A 13601-nucleotide genomic window follows, 5' to 3' on the forward strand; every position below is an offset into this window, starting at 1 on the left:
GTCCCCAGGTGGACGGCGCTGGTCCCGGTCGCCTCGGCCAGCGCCTCGGCGGCTCCGCGGGGCGGCAGCAGCCGCCCGTTCAGATAGCGCTCCCAGGACGTCTTGCTGTAGCCCGTACGGTCCGCGACGGCGGACAGGCTCAGCCCGCTCCGCTCGACCAGCCTGCGCAACTGGTTCGCGAACTCCCTCAATTGCGGATCGAGTTCCTCCGGAAGCGCTTTCCAACGAGCCATTGCCTCCCCCTGTCCCCCCGAACGGACTGCGGTCGTCCCTCATGGTTACCAAGCACAGGACCCCGGGCGCAGCACCACACCACCCCCGCTACGGCCAGTACCGGCTACCCATGGGGATGCCTCAAGTCAGCCTGGCAGTTCCGGAGTTGAGGGCGCATGGGTGCATCCGGGGTACGAACGCTCCTCCCCACGCGCTCCCCCAACTCCCGAGCGCTACGAGACCGCCCTCACCGGCCGAAACACTCCTTCGGGCCGCCCCCTGCGGGCTCCAGGCAGAGCCGCAGCTCGGACGGCGCATCGGTGGCGACCATGGGAGTGGACAGATAATCCAATGAGTCCAACTCGTCGCGTACCAGGGCACGCTGCATGTTCTCCTTCGGCCGGTCTTCGGTCCCGCCCTTCGCGGGGCTTCCGGACGGACCGCCCAAGGAGATCGAGAGCCGGTCCCCGACGTGCGACTTCGAGATCTTGGCCCACCCCGTACGGCACACCTTGCTGTAGCGGATCTCCACCCGCTGGCCGTTCCTGGCCTGCCAGGAGCCGGTCGTCCTGGGGTCCAGACACGCCATCGTCTCCGGATTCCGGCCGGTGCACTCCGCCCCGTGGCACTTCGCCGCCGCCGTCGGATCGGGAAAGGCATCCGAGTACGGGAGCGTGCTCGCGGACGGCGACGCCTTGCCGCTCGCCCCGCTCGTACCCTCCTCCTGCGCCGTCGGCCACGCGGCGACGGCCGCGAAGCCGAGCACACCGCAGACGGCCGCCCCGAGGAGCACGCGCACCGTCCGGCGTCGGCGGCGCGCGGCGGGCTGCGGGGCGGGGTCGGATCGTACGGCGGCCCGGCTCTCCGGCTCCGCACGCGCGGCCCGGCCGCTCCACTCCAGCTCCGCCAGCTCCCACAGCGCGACCGTTCGCCCCAGGGGCTCGCCCGCCAGCCGGCACAGCGCCTCCACGGCCTGCCGGGGCGGGAGCTTCTTGCCGTTGAGGTAGCGCTCCCATGACGAGCGGCTGTACGCCGTCTTGGCCGCGAGCCCGGCCAGGCTCAGGCCCGTACGCGCCTTGAGCCGCCGCAACGATTCAGCGAGCCGCGCGCATTCGGGGGCGGGTGCGCCGCCGTTCGTGGGCCCGCCGAGGTCCGTACGTACGCCGGAGCCGTTCTCGGTACGCGCGCCCGCGCCCGTACGCGTACCCGATAAACCAGGCCCCGATCCAGATCCCGATCCAGATCCAGATCCCGATGCCGATCCAGTCCCCGGCCCCCGCTCCGGCCCGGTCATCGGCGCAGCACCGGCCAGGTGTCAGGGCCGACCTTGCCGTCGGCCACGACCCCGCCCTTCTTCTGGGCGCGCTTGACGGCCCGTTCCGTCATATTGCCGAACCGGCCGTCGATGGCCCCGAATTCGTACCCCGCGTGCTTGAGCAGGCACTGCGCCTCGGCGACCTCCGGCCCGACCATGCCCAGCTGGATGATGGCGACGCTGGTCCGGCTGTTGCCCGCGTACAGCCTGCCGTCCTCGCGCTGCCGCTGCACCGTGCAGTCGTAGTGCGGGGCATCGTCCTTGGCCGTGGCTGTGGCTGTGGCCGTGGCTGTGGGAGTGGTCGAGGCGGCGGCGCTGCTCGCGTGCGAACTGCCGCCGTCCGACCAAGGTTCGGTGACGACGAGCACCACGGCGAGTACGGCCACGAGGGCGACCGCGGCGGCGATCAGCGCCCCGGCCCGGCGTCGGCGGCCGAGCGGCGGACCGGCCGCGCCCCCATCCGGGCCGACCGCGTCCGGGGCGGGCGACGCCGCGTCCGGGGCTTCCGCGCCGGAGGCCGCGAGCGCGTCCGGCCGTCCCCACGCGTCCTCCGCCAGTTCGTGCAGGACCAGTAATCGCGTCGGATCGGTCTCCGCGATCTGTGCCAGCTCCACCACCGCCTGCCGTGGCGGAAGCTTTTTCCCGTTGAGGTAGCGCTCCCACGACGAGCTGCTGTACGCGGTACGAGCGGCGAGCGCCTCCAGGCTCAGCCCGCTGTGGTCCTTCAGTCTCCGCATCTGTACGACGAGTTGCCGAACCCTTTGGTCGAGTGGTTCCGGCAGCTTCTTCCAACGCGACATGTCCACCCCATCCGCGTCCTGTTGTCCCCCGAGGCGTCGAGGCCTCCCTGAGAGCCATGATGGGCCGATTCCCGGTGCCGGTTCCCGGTGATTCACGAAGTTCGTTGACATCTTCACGGACCCGTAAGGCACCCCGATCGCACCGTCCCGCACCGGCAGCCCTCCCAGCACCTCCCACGATCTCGCGCATCCCAGCAGGTCAGAGGGTGGGCCGTCCCAGAGTCTCCCGGACTGCCCGATCTTTCTGGCGGCCTCGGCGGCCACGTCGGCAACCTGTGGTGCAGCACCAACGGGCGGCGCGGTCCACCCCGCGCCGCCCGCCATCCACTGGGAAGGACTGAGAACTGTGAACGCACACAAGCGCATCGGTCTCGCCACGAGCACCGCACTCCTGGGCGCGGGCCTGGCCCTCGCACCGGCGGCGGGCGCTTTCGCGGCGCCGACGAGTTCGGCCACCGCCTCCGTGGCCCAGACCTGCAAGAAGCACAGCATCACCGTGCCCTCCGACCGGGGCGCCGTCGCGTACAACGAGTGCCATCGCACGTACAAGGGCAAGAAGCAGGCCAGTACCCAGATCTGGGTGTACGACAAGAAGGCCGACGGCAAGTGCGTCTACGCCAAGGTGCAGATCGCCAAGTGGAGCCACACCTACAAGGCGTGCCCCAAGAACCACAACGTCAACGGGGCCCGTTCCGGTTGGCACAACGGGGTTGACGCCCAGGTGACCATGTCGATCCGCTGATCCGCCCCACATGCACGGTGATCCGTCCTTTCACGGGGGAGAGGGCGGGTCACCGTCATGTGCGCGTACCCGACGGGAAGTCAGGCAGCCATCGCCCCGCGAAGGTTGTCTGCCAGCGCCGTCAGGAATTCCTCCGTCGTCAGCCAGGGCGCGTCCGGCGAGATGAGGTGCGCCAGGTCCTTCGTCATGCGGCCGCTCTCGACGGTCTCGACGCAGACGCGTTCCAGGGTCTCCGCGAAGCGGGTGACGTCCGGGGTGCCGTCGAGCCGGCCCCGGTGGGCGAGGCCGCGGGTCCAGGCGAAGATGGAGGCGAGCGGGTTGGTGGAGGTCGCCTTGCCCTGCTGGTGCTGCCGGTAGTGGCGGGTGACCGTGCCGTGCGCGGCCTCCGTCTCCACGGTCCGGCCGTCGGGCGTTATGAGGACCGTGTTCTTCGTGGACAGGTACACCGGGTACGCGCGGTCCAGCCCGTAGCGGAACGAGGCGCGCGCGAAGTCGCGGATCGACTCGTCGTGGTGGTACATGGACAGCGCGACCCCGGAGTCCGGGAACTCGTGGACCTCCAGTTCGACGGGGTCCGTGCCGTCCCGCGAAATCGGAGCCTCCCCTTCCACGCGTACGGGCACACGTACGGGCACGCGTACGGACAGGGGAGGATGGCGACATGCCGCACCGATGTATCTCGACATCAAGATAGTTGAATTTATCTCGACGTCAAGATATTTGGTGGCGGGCTCTGCGACGAGAGCCGCGAGAGGGGCTTCCCTACTTCACCGTGAAGTGGAGCAGATCCTCCAGGAACGGGATCTTCAGCCACGGGTGCGGCTGCGCCATCATCGACAGCAGCACGATGGCGGCGCCGAGCACCCCGTAGATCACCATGTCCGTGAAGCGCGACCGTACGGCCAGCATGCCGACGGACGGCAGCGCCCAGCGCAGCACCGCGCCCGCGATCAGGGCCAGCCCGATGATGATCGTCCCCGCCCGGAAGGCGTCGAACGCGACGATCAGCAGGCCCAGGCCCGTACCGCCGAGCACGGAGAGCAGCGGCCACTGCCGCGCCGGGGCCGGAGCGTCTCCGGGGGCGGCCCGTCCGCCACCCTCGGGGCGGGCGATGCCGCGCGCCAGGGAGGGGAAGCGCTGCGTTATGCGCGAGACGCGCGTCGAGCCCAGGCGGGGCTCGGCCTGTGCCGGCTCGGGTTGTGCCGACTCGGGTTGTGCCGACTCGGGCTCAACGGAAGCCACGCCTTCTGAAGCCTGGGGAGTCTGGGGAGCCTGGGGAGTCTGAGGAGTCCCCGAAGCCTCGGGGGTCTCCTGAGCCCGCTTGGGCTCCTGGGCCTCCCTGGACTCCTGGGCCGCCTCGGCCCCCTGCGCCCCCTGGACCCCTTCGGCCCCCTTGGCCTTCTCGTCCTCAGGAGCCTCCGTCGCAGCCCCCTCCGGGCCCTTCCCCGCGCCCGAGTGGGTCTCAGCGCCCATGACCAGCCGTCCTCTCACAAGCGGTACCCCCGGCCGCCGCCGCGGTCCGGGTTACGACGAACGCGACCCCAGGTCGTACGAGCACGAGCACGCCGGCGCTCAGCCCGCGGCGGCGGCGTCAGCGGCTTCGGCAGCGAGCTCGGCGGCCTCGACCACGTTGACCAGCAGCTGCGCCCGCGTCATCGGGCCGACGCCGCCCGGGTTCGGCGAGAGCCAGCCCGCGACCTCGGCCACGCCCGGGTGCACATCCCCGACGATCTTGCCGTTCTCGTCCCGGCTGACGCCCACGTCGAGCACGGCCGCGCCCGGCTTGACGTCCTCCGGCTTGATGATGTGCGGCACGCCCGCCGCGGCCACGATGATGTCGGCCTGGCGCAGCTGCGCGGCCAGGTCGCGGGTGCCGGTGTGGCACTGCGTGACCGTGGCGTTCTCGGACTTCCGGGTGAGCAGCAGCGGGATGGAGCGGCCGACGGTGATGCCGCGGCCGACCACGACCACGTGCGCGCCGTTGATCTCCACGCCGTGGTGGCGCAGCAGCTGGATGATGCCGTACGGAGTACAGGGCAGCGGACCGCGCTCGTTCAGGACGAGGCGGCCGAGGCTCACGGGGTGCAGCCCGTCGGCGTCCTTGGCCGGGTCCATCAGCTCCAGGACACGGTTGGTGTCGATGCCCTTGGGGAGCGGGAGTTGGACGATGTACCCCGTGCACTCGGGGTTGTCGTTGAGCTCCCGTACGACCGCCTCGATCTCCTCCTGCGTGGCGGTGTCGGGCAGCTCGCGCTGGATGGAGGCGATGCCGACCTGCGCGCAGTCGCGGTGCTTGCCCGCGACGTACCACTTGCTGCCGGGGTCGTCGCCGACGAGGAGAGTGCCCAGGCCGGGCGTGATGCCCTTGGCCTTCAGCGCCTCCACGCGGACGGTGAGTTCGGACTTGATCGCGGATGCGGTGGCCTTGCCATCGAGAGTCTGGGCGGTCATGGGCCCATCCTCCCGGATGGGAGGGGCCGCGTTCCAATCAGGTCCCCGGCCGCGCCGCCTGTTGCCGCGGTAGTCGCCGCTCCGTTGCGGAGCGCTACATTCCGTACGTAGCCTGAACGCGGTCGACTCCGGCCGATCCTGGGGGAGGAACCGTAAGTGTTCAGCGTCATCGTCGTACCCGCCGACTGCCGTGGCCCGGACGGTCAGTTCCGGCTGGAGCCCGGCCAGAGCCTGCGCTTCGGCCGTACGGGGCCGGGCCTGGCCATCGAGCACCCCGGAGTGTCACGCTCCGCGGGACAGATCACCGCCACCGCGACATTCTGGACGCTGACCAACCTCAGCCGTCACCAGACGTATGTGGTGGAGAACCCCGAAGGCGCGGGCGAGCACATCAAGATCGCGCCCGGCCGCGTCGACGCGCCCGTACCGTTCGAGTTCTCACGGCTGGTGATACCGGCCGGCGACGAGCTCCTGGGCTTCGACGTCTGGGCGCCGCGCCACGACTATCTCGACGACCACGAGGCCGACGCCGGGGAGCCGACCGCGCTCTCCTTCCCGCTCGACCGCTCCAAGCGCTACTTCCTGGTCCTGGCCGCGCTCTGCGAACCGCGGCTGCGCGGCGAACCGCACGCCCCGCTGCCCACCGTCGAACAGGTCATAGACCGCCTGCGCCCCATCTGGCCGGCCATCAGCCGCACCTCCGTGCAGTGGAACATCGACTACCTCGCGGTCAAGCTGCGGCTCAAACCACCCCCTGAAGTCGCCCTGTCCGGGGCGAGGTTGAACGGCAAGAAGGAATCACTGGTCTCTCTCGCGCTACGCTTCGATCTCGTACGGGAAGACGAACTCGACGTCATCGACAAGGGGCCGCAGCAGTGACTGAAGAGGGGCCACGGCCCTTCACCGTTCAAGTGGAGCGCGGCTACCGGGTCGGCCGTTGGGAGGTGCGCGAACCGCTCGCCACAGGTGCGTTCGGCAGCGTGTACGAGGCCCGGCGCGTCGGCCCGCCCGAAACGGACGGCCGCGAGGACCTGCCCGAGCGCGCGGCGCTCAAATTCCTCCCCACGGGCACCCGCACGCCCCGCCAGCTCCGCCACCTCAAGGACCTCGCCCACCGCGAGCTGAACCTGCACCGCAAGCTGAGCCGTCCGCGCCTGATCCGCATGTACGAGGCCGTGACGGTCGACGACCCGGGCAACGCGGCGCTCGACGGCGCCACCGTGCTCGTACTCGAACGCGCCGAGGGCTCCCTCGACCAGCTCGTCGAGCGCTCCGCGCCCGGCCCCGTCCCCGGCGCCCCGGCCCTCCTCGCCCAGATCTGCGAGGGGCTCAGCCAGCTCCACCACGCGGGCTGGGTGCACGGCGACCTCAAGCCCGCCAATGTCCTGCTGATGCCCGACGGCAGCGTCCGGCTCGGCGACTTCAACCTCGCCGCCGAGATGGAGGGCACCCACGCCTACTCCCCCGCCTTCTCCACCCCGGACTACACGCCGCCCGAGCTGCTGTGGTCCGAGGTCGGCGAGCGCGGCCAGCTCATCCGCCCCACCGCCGACATCTGGGCCTTCGGCACCGTCGCCCACCTGCTGCTGACCGGCGCCCTCCCGCTCCCCGGCGCGAACCGCGCCGCCCGCCGCGAAACGTTGCTGCGGTACGCGCGCGGCGACGAGGAGCTGCGCCTGTCCCCCGAACTCCCCGCCGCCTGGCGCGAGATCATCGCCGACTGCCTCGCCCGTACGCACGAGGAACGCGCCGAGCACAGCGGCGCGGCGCTGCTGCGGCGGGTGGAGGCGGCGGCCGGGTCGGAACCCGCGCCGAAGCTGCCGCGGCTGCGGCCCCGCCGCAAGCCCGGCAAGATCCTGACGGCGGCGCTCACCGCGGTCGTCGTCGCGTCGATCGGCTACGGCGTCAGCACCCTGACCGACGGCGGAGCCTCCGACGCCGAACGGGGCGAGAGCAAACAGGTCGAGCCGGCCTCGTACGGCGCGAGCGAACTCCGTACGGACAAGGGCGTTCCGGTCGAGTACCGCAAGCTGATCGTGGACTCCGCGCATGACTGCTCCGAATCCTCCGTCACCCCGGCGCTGATCGCCGCGCTCCTCAAGGTCGAGAGCGATTTCGACCCCAACCTCTCCGACCCGGCCAAGGACGAGTACGGGATCGCCCGCTGGACCCCGCGCGTCCTGCGCTACTACCTGCCGGACGCCCAGCGCCCCAAGACGGGCAACCCGCGCCCGCCGTTCCCGCCGGACGTCTCCATCCCCGCGGTCGGCCGCTACCTCTGCTCCATCTCGCCCCAGCTGTGGTCCACCCTCCCGGGCGACCGCCGCGTGCTCGTCGCCGCCGCCTATCTCACATCGTTCTCGAAGGTGAACAACGCGGGCGGCGTCCCGCCCAAGCAGCGACCCGTCACGGACCGGATCGCGCACTACTTGAAGGAGTACACGCCCAAGGCGAGTCCGTCACCCTGAGAAGTGTGAGGTTCCGGCCGTCGGCACCCTGAGAGTTCCGAGGTATGCGGAGCGGGGATGAGGGGCCAAAGTAGAGCCATCACCTGCTGAACGGGGGAAGCAGGCGAACAGGCGGACGCCCCCAGGCCACAACGGGGGAGCCTGGGGCCGTCCGTCCAACCGCACAAACCAGCGAGGCCGCTGCCCACGTGGATGGGGGCAGCGGCCTCACTGTTCATCTGGTCACCAAATCAGGTACGGCGACCCAATCAAGCCCGTCCGGCGCTTGAGGGCCAGGAACCGTCAGTGGAAGAAGTGCCGCGTACCGGTCAGATACATCGTCACACCAGCGGCCTTGGCAGCGGCGATCACCGACTCGTCCCGCACCGAACCACCCGGCTGCACCACCGCCTTCACACCGGCCTCAAGCAGCACCTCCAACCCATCCGGGAACGGGAAGAAGGCATCCGAAGCGGCGTACGAGCCACGCGCCCGCTCCTCCCCCGCCCGCTGCACCGCCAGCTTCGCGGAGTCCACACGGTTGACCTGCCCCATCCCGACACCCACCGTCGCCCCGCCCTGCGCCAGCAGAATGGCGTTGGACTTGACGGCGCGCGAGGCGCGCCACGCGAAGGCCAGCTCGGCGAGTTCGCCGGCGGACAGCGCCTCGCCCGCGGCCAGCGTCCAGTTGGCCGGGTCGTCGCCCTCGGCCTGGAGGACGTCCTTGACCTGCGCGAGCCCGCCGCCGTCGATCGGCTTGAACTCGGCCGGCGCCTGCGGCGCGTCGGGGCAGCGCAGCACCCGGATGTTCTTCTTGCGGGCGAGCACCTCGACCGCGCCGTCCTCGTAGCCGGGCGCGACGATGACCTCGGTGAAGATCTCCGCGACCTGCTCGGCCAGCTCCACCGAGACGGGCCGGTTGACGGCGATCACGCCGCCGAAGGCGGAGAGGGAGTCGCACGCGTGCGCCTTGCGGTGCGCCTCGGCGACATCCGAACCGATCGCGATGCCGCAGGGGTTGGCGTGCTTGATGATCGCGACGCAGGGCTCGTCGTGGTCGTACGCGGCCCGGCGCGCGGCGTCGGTGTCCGTGTAGTTGTTGTACGACATCTCCTTGCCGTGCAGCTGCTCGGCCTCGGCCAGGCCCCCGCAGCCGCCGGTGTAGAGGGCGGCGCCCTGGTGCGGGTTCTCGCCGTAGCGCAGGACGTTCTTGCGCTCGTACGTCACACCGATGAACTCGGGGAAGTCCGCGCCGTCACCCGCGTACGCGTCCGCGAACCAGCCGGCGACGGCCACGTCGTACGCGGCGGTGTGCCGGAACGCCTCGGCGGCCAGCCGCTTGCGGCCGTCGAGGTCGAACCCGCCGTCCGCGGCCGCCTTGAGGACGTCGTCGTAACGGTCGGGGCTGACGACGACCGCGACGGAGGGGTGGTTCTTGGCGGCGGCGCGGACCATCGACGGGCCGCCGATGTCGATCTGCTCCACGCACTCGTCGGGGGACGCGCCGGAGGCGACGGTCTCGCTGAACGGGTAGAGGTTGACGACCACCAGTTCGAAGGGGTCCACGCCCAGTTCGGCGAGCTGGGCGCGGTGGTCGTCGAGGCGCTGGTCGGCGAGGATGCCGGCGTGCACGCGGGGGTGCAGGGTCTTCACGCGCCCGTCGAGGCACTCGGGGAAGCCGGTCAGCTCCTCCACCTTGGTCACCGGCACGCCCGCGGCGGCGATCCGCCCCGCCGTCGAGCCGGTGGAGACGAGCTGGACGCCCGCCGCGTGCAGGCCCTGGGCCAGCTCCTCAAGACCCGTCTTGTCGTAGACGCTGATGAGAGCGCGGCGGATGGGCCGCTTCGTACCTTCGGCGGTCACGGGATCAGTACCTTTCTTCCCTCGATGCGATAGCCGTCGCGCGCGAGGCGCCCCACGACATCGACGAGCAGCGTGCGCTCGACTTCCTTGATCCGCTCATGCAGGGCGGATTCGTCGTCCTCGTCCCGCACCTCGACCACGCCCTGGGCGATGATCGGGCCGGTGTCGACCCCGTCGTCGACGAAGTGGACTGTGCAACCGGACACCTTCGCGCCGTACGCGAGTGCGTCGCGTACGCCATGAGTGCCCGGAAAACTGGGCAGCAAGGCGGGGTGCGTATTGATCAGCCGCCCCCCGAAGCGGGCCAGGAACTCCTTGCCCACGATCTTCATGAACCCGGCGGAGACCACCAGATCCGGCTCGTACGCGGCCGTCGCCTCGGCCAGCGCGGCGTCCCACTCCTCGCGCCGGGCATGGTCCTTGACCCGGCACACGAAGGTCGGCAGCCCGGCGCGTTCGGCGCGCTCCAGCCCCTCGATGCCGGTCCGGTCCGCGCCGACGGCCACGATCCGGGCCCCGTAGCCGTCCGGGTCGGCGTCGATGGCGTCCAGGAGGGCCTGAAGGTTCGTACCGGAGCCGGAGACGAGCGCGACGATGCGGGCGGGGGGTGGTGGGGAGGCCACGGCGGGACCCTTTCTGGCGGCAGACCCGGGCTCGCGGGCGGTGCGAGTTTGTATGGTCGTACGAATGACCGGCGCCCTCGGAACCGGGGAACTCTACGAAGCCGCCGACCGTCAGCAACGATACCGGCACACCGGACGGCCCCCACGGGACGGGGGCACACGCGGAAGGTAGCGTCTGGACACAGCGCATCCATGGCCGGGTTCCGGGCACGACTCATGAAGTGGCACGACACTTGGTGGGGGACCTGCCGGAAGACGACACAAGGGGAAGACACACTCCACATGCCGGACCGACGCCGCACCGCGGCTCACCGCCTCCTGTTGCCCGCCGCTTCCACCGGAGGGCAGCGATGAGGTACGCCCGCATGTCAGAGCGGAAGTCGCCCTCGTCGTCCTCGCCGCAGGACGACAACCCCTTCGCGCCGCCGCCGGAGGGGCACGCGGACCAGCCGTGGCAGCCCCGCCACAAGTCCGCTCCCTCCTCGGATCCTTCCTCGGAGGGGTCGGCCGAGGGCTCCTCCACGGAGGGTCCCGAGGGAGACGACGGTTCCAAGGGCGAGGAGCGGCCCCCGGCGTGGGGCAGCCAGTGGAGCAGCCGGCAGCCGGGCCGCCAGGGCGGCGGCTTCGGCGGCAGCCCGCAGCACCGGCCCGGCAGCGGCCCGGAGGGGCCGGGCGGACCGGGTGGACCCGGCGACCAGGGCGGTCCGGGGCGCGGCCCCGGCGGGCTGCGCTGGGACCCCACCGACCCGGCGCAGCGGCGGGCGCGGTATTCGCTGCTCGCGGGCATGTGGGCGTTCTTCTTCGCCCTCTTCAGCATTCCGCAGGTCGCGCTGCTGCTCGGGGCGCTGTCGGTCTACTGGGCGATCAGCTCGCTCCGGGCGAAGCCCAAGCCGCCCGCCTCGGACGCCGGCGCTGCTCCCCAGCCCGCCGCCGGGACCGGAGCCGGGGCCGGGGCCAGGCAGCAGCAGGACTCCGCCCGCAAGCCGCAGACGACGGCCGCGGTCAGCGGCCTGATCGCGGGGGCCGTCGCGCTGGCCATCGTCGCCGCGACCTTCGCGTTCCAGGCCGTCTACAGCGACTACTACACGTGTGTGGACGACGCCCTGACCCAGACCTCCCGGCACTCCTGTGAGGACCTGCTGCCGAAGCAGCTCCGTCCGCTGCTGAGCACACAGAACTGAGGGTCGCGCGCAGGCGGATCAGTCTGGTTCGCCGTGTTCGTCGTTCGTCGTTCGTCGCTCATCACTCATCGTTCATCGGGCTTGGTGAAGTCGCGCGGCTCGAAGTCCGGCATCAGGCCGCCGCCGGAGTCCTTGAGGACCGCCCAGCGGGCCTGGCGGGCGCCAGTGGCGTGCCAGGACGCGTCGGGCCGCGCGGCGGGAGGCGGGCTCCAGGCCGTACGGACCGTCTGCTTCCAGCGGTCGGCGCGGCCGTGCTCCCGGTCGGGGCGCGGGCTGGGGCTGGGGTTGAGGCGCTTGCGCCACCAGGGGCTGGGTGCCTCGGCCTGAGCGGCGGTCTCGACCGTCTCGGCTGTCTCGGCTGTCGTGGCTGTCCGGCGGTGTCTGGCCTTCGGGACCGTTTCGGCGGGGCCGTGGCTTGGGGCGTGGCCTGGGCCGTGGCCGCCGCGTGAGCGCTGTACCGCCGCCAGGCCGCTGGCGCGGGCCCGCCTGAGCTGCCGTCGGCCCGCGGCCGCGATGCCCGGCGACAGGCTGCCCCTGCCCTTGCGCCGCGACCGCCGGCCGGGCGATGTCGCGGGGGCGCGTCGCGCGACCGCCGCTCCCTCGGCCGTGACGGGACGTCGGGGCCGCCTGCGTCGGCCCGCTGCGGGCATGCCCGCCTGTTCGTCCTGGGGCCCGGCTGCGGCCCGTACCGCGTCCCGCAGCCGCCACCAGCGGAGCACCAGGGCGAGCGGGGGCGCGATCGAGGCCGTCCAGGCGGTCGCCGTGAGGCCGGTAAGCGGCCAGGCGGGACCGAAGTCGGCGAGGGAGCCGTTGCCCAGGGGGCCGGAGGCCGCGCCGGTGAGGAAGGCCGTCGCGATACCGCAGGCGACGGCGGCGAGGGCCGCGGTCAGCGCGGTGTCCCACCAGGGCCATGCTGTCGTCGCTGTCATCCTCTCCGCTTCGGAACGCCGACGCGGCGCCGAAGCCCCCGCCACGAACCACGCCGCCACCAGCCCCGCGCCCACCGGAACGGCGCCCGCCACGAGCGACGTCATCGTCCCGGCGCCGCCTTCACCGGGAAGGGCGGCGAGGAGCGGGAAGCGCGGGAGTACGGGATAGCCGGAGGCCCCCTGGACAGTCACCGTGCTGGCCGCGCCGATCGTGAAACCGGGCCCGAGCCCGTAGGCGGCGCCCCAGACGACGGCGTTCGGCAGCAGCGCCAGGCTGACCAGCAGGACCGCGAACTGCCCCGACGCCACGTCCGCGAGCTGGCCGAAAGACGCCTGCGCCGCGCCCAGGTGTCCGAGCAGGGACACGGCGACGAGCAGCGCGCCGCCGCCGAGCAGTACGGCGGTCGCGGCGGCCCCGGCCCGTAGCGCGGGGCCGGGGCGGAGGCGGGCGAGCCCGGCTCGTATGCGCGGCGGGATCCTGGCCGTCACGAGGGCGGCGATGGCGGCGGGCAGCGGGCTGTCCGGCCGGTACGAGGCCCGCCACGCCCCGGCCGCGACGGCGGCCCCGGCGACGAGCGGCAGATGGAACAGGGCGGAGAGGGGCGCGACGCTCAGGTCGCCGTACGAGGAGTACAGGATCGCGCAGACGCCGACCAGGAGGTAGCCGCCGAGGAGGGCTCCGGCGGCGTGTCGGGGCAGGTCAGGGGGTGTGGCGGCCGGTTCGTCGCCGGTCGTGTCGTCGCGGCCGATCGCGTCGTCCCGACCGGTCGCGTCGTCCCGGCCGCCGAGGAGGTGGGAGGAGGCCCGGTACAGCAGCCAGCACGGCAGGGCGGCGAGGAGCAGCGGCGTGAGCCCGATGGGGGCGGGGTCGCCGGAGAGGGTCCTGGTCCGTACGAGGTCCGCGCCGTGCGCCAGGAGCCACAGGTCGGCGGCGTCGTGGAGGGCGGTGCCGGGGCCGCCGCCGGGGTAGGGCGAGGAGATCCACAACAGGAGGACGACGACGGCGAGCACCCCGAGCCCGAGGCCGGCCGCGACCG

The 13601-nt window shown here is 72.0% G+C and carries 12 protein-coding genes and 1 pseudogene; 4 read left to right on the forward strand and 9 right to left on the reverse strand.

Translation table 11 applies throughout. The annotated features are described in order from the left end of the window. The 3 genes from ACFU99_RS13875 to ACFU99_RS13885 form a co-directional block, all read right to left on the reverse strand. Nucleotides 1-233 (reverse strand): helix-turn-helix domain-containing protein (locus ACFU99_RS13875; protein WP_384390512.1); only part of this gene is annotated, 233 nt, incomplete at its 3' end. Nucleotides 234-460: 227 nt separating this feature from the next. Continuing rightward, nucleotides 461-1507, reverse strand: a complete 1047-nt coding sequence (locus ACFU99_RS13880; RefSeq protein ID WP_384390514.1) for a helix-turn-helix domain-containing protein — start codon at nt 1505-1507, stop codon at nt 461-463. Continuing rightward, nucleotides 1504-2328, reverse strand: a complete 825-nt coding sequence (locus tag ACFU99_RS13885) for a peptidoglycan-binding protein (protein WP_384390515.1) — start codon at nt 2326-2328, stop codon at nt 1504-1506. Before ACFU99_RS13885 ends, ACFU99_RS13880 begins: the two co-directional genes overlap by 4 nt. A 346-nt stretch (nt 2329-2674) precedes the next feature. On the opposite strand from ACFU99_RS13885, the gene ACFU99_RS13890 reads away from it, so the two are divergent. After that, on the forward strand, nt 2675-3070 hold the full coding sequence (locus ACFU99_RS13890; protein ID WP_384390518.1) for a hypothetical protein: 396 nt from the start codon (nt 2675-2677) through the stop codon (nt 3068-3070). An 80-nt stretch (nt 3071-3150) separates the two neighbouring features. On the opposite strand, the pseudogene ACFU99_RS13895 reads toward ACFU99_RS13890, so the two are convergent. The 3 genes and pseudogenes from ACFU99_RS13895 to ACFU99_RS13905 form a co-directional block, all read right to left on the reverse strand. Then, nucleotides 3151-3663, reverse strand: a pseudogene (locus tag ACFU99_RS13895) (isocitrate/isopropylmalate family dehydrogenase); the annotation flags it as partial. 169 nt (nt 3664-3832) lie between these two features. After that, a complete protein-coding gene (locus ACFU99_RS13900; protein ID WP_384390520.1) occupies nt 3833-4543 on the reverse strand; it encodes a DUF3017 domain-containing protein in 711 nt (236 codons plus the stop codon). A gap of 99 nt (nt 4544-4642) precedes the next feature. Continuing rightward, nucleotides 4643-5521, reverse strand: a complete 879-nt coding sequence (locus ACFU99_RS13905) for a bifunctional methylenetetrahydrofolate dehydrogenase/methenyltetrahydrofolate cyclohydrolase (RefSeq protein ID WP_384390523.1) — start codon at nt 5519-5521, stop codon at nt 4643-4645. A 156-nt stretch (nt 5522-5677) separates the two neighbouring features. Here ACFU99_RS13905 and ACFU99_RS13910 point away from each other — a divergent pair, with 156 nt between their 5' ends. Beyond that, nucleotides 5678-6400 carry an FHA domain-containing protein gene (locus ACFU99_RS13910; protein ID WP_384390526.1) on the forward strand — a complete coding sequence of 241 codons (723 nt, stop codon included), beginning with the start codon at nt 5678-5680 and terminating at the stop codon, nt 6398-6400. Continuing rightward, nucleotides 6397-7989 carry a serine/threonine protein kinase gene (locus ACFU99_RS13915; RefSeq protein WP_384390528.1) on the forward strand — a complete coding sequence of 531 codons (1593 nt, stop codon included), beginning with the start codon at nt 6397-6399 and terminating at the stop codon, nt 7987-7989. Before ACFU99_RS13910 ends, ACFU99_RS13915 begins: the two co-directional genes overlap by 4 nt. A gap of 282 nt (nt 7990-8271) precedes the next feature. Here ACFU99_RS13915 and purH read toward each other — a convergent pair whose 3' ends face one another. Beyond that, nucleotides 8272-9831, reverse strand: a complete 1560-nt coding sequence (gene purH, locus ACFU99_RS13920) for a bifunctional phosphoribosylaminoimidazolecarboxamide formyltransferase/IMP cyclohydrolase (RefSeq protein ID WP_384390531.1) — start codon at nt 9829-9831, stop codon at nt 8272-8274. Further along, on the reverse strand, nt 9828-10454 hold the full coding sequence (purN, locus tag ACFU99_RS13925) for a phosphoribosylglycinamide formyltransferase (RefSeq protein ID WP_384390533.1): 627 nt from the start codon (nt 10452-10454) through the stop codon (nt 9828-9830). The genes purH and purN overlap by 4 nt, the downstream gene beginning before the upstream one ends. A gap of 365 nt (nt 10455-10819) precedes the next feature. On the opposite strand from purN, the gene ACFU99_RS13930 reads away from it, so the two are divergent. After that, nucleotides 10820-11635, forward strand: a complete 816-nt coding sequence (locus ACFU99_RS13930) for a hypothetical protein (RefSeq protein WP_384390536.1) — start codon at nt 10820-10822, stop codon at nt 11633-11635. Nucleotides 11636-11700: 65 nt separating this feature from the next. Here ACFU99_RS13930 and ACFU99_RS13935 read toward each other — a convergent pair. After that, nucleotides 11701-13601: DUF6350 family protein (locus ACFU99_RS13935; RefSeq protein ID WP_384390539.1), on the reverse strand; the 1901-nt coding region annotated here is incomplete at its 5' end.

The sequence above is a fragment of the Streptomyces sp. NPDC057654 genome, assembly GCF_042800135.1.
In the GTDB taxonomy this organism is placed as follows: domain Bacteria; phylum Actinomycetota; class Actinomycetes; order Streptomycetales; family Streptomycetaceae; genus Streptomyces.

Excerpts from the sequence above, each read along its gene's own strand:
- ACFU99_RS13905 (WP_384390523.1), bottom strand. The coding sequence starts at position 5,521 with ATGACCGCCCAGACTCTCGATGGCAAGGCCACCGCATCCGCGATCAAG.
- ACFU99_RS13900 (WP_384390520.1), bottom strand. The coding sequence starts at position 4,543 with ATGGGCGCTGAGACCCACTCGGGCGCGGGGAAGGGCCCGGAGGGGGCT.
- ACFU99_RS13930 (WP_384390536.1), top strand. The coding sequence starts at position 10,820 with ATGTCAGAGCGGAAGTCGCCCTCGTCGTCCTCGCCGCAGGACGACAAC.
- ACFU99_RS13885 (WP_384390515.1), bottom strand. The coding sequence starts at position 2,328 with ATGTCGCGTTGGAAGAAGCTGCCGGAACCACTCGACCAAAGGGTTCGG.
- ACFU99_RS13880 (WP_384390514.1), bottom strand. The coding sequence starts at position 1,507 with ATGACCGGGCCGGAGCGGGGGCCGGGGACTGGATCGGCATCGGGATCT.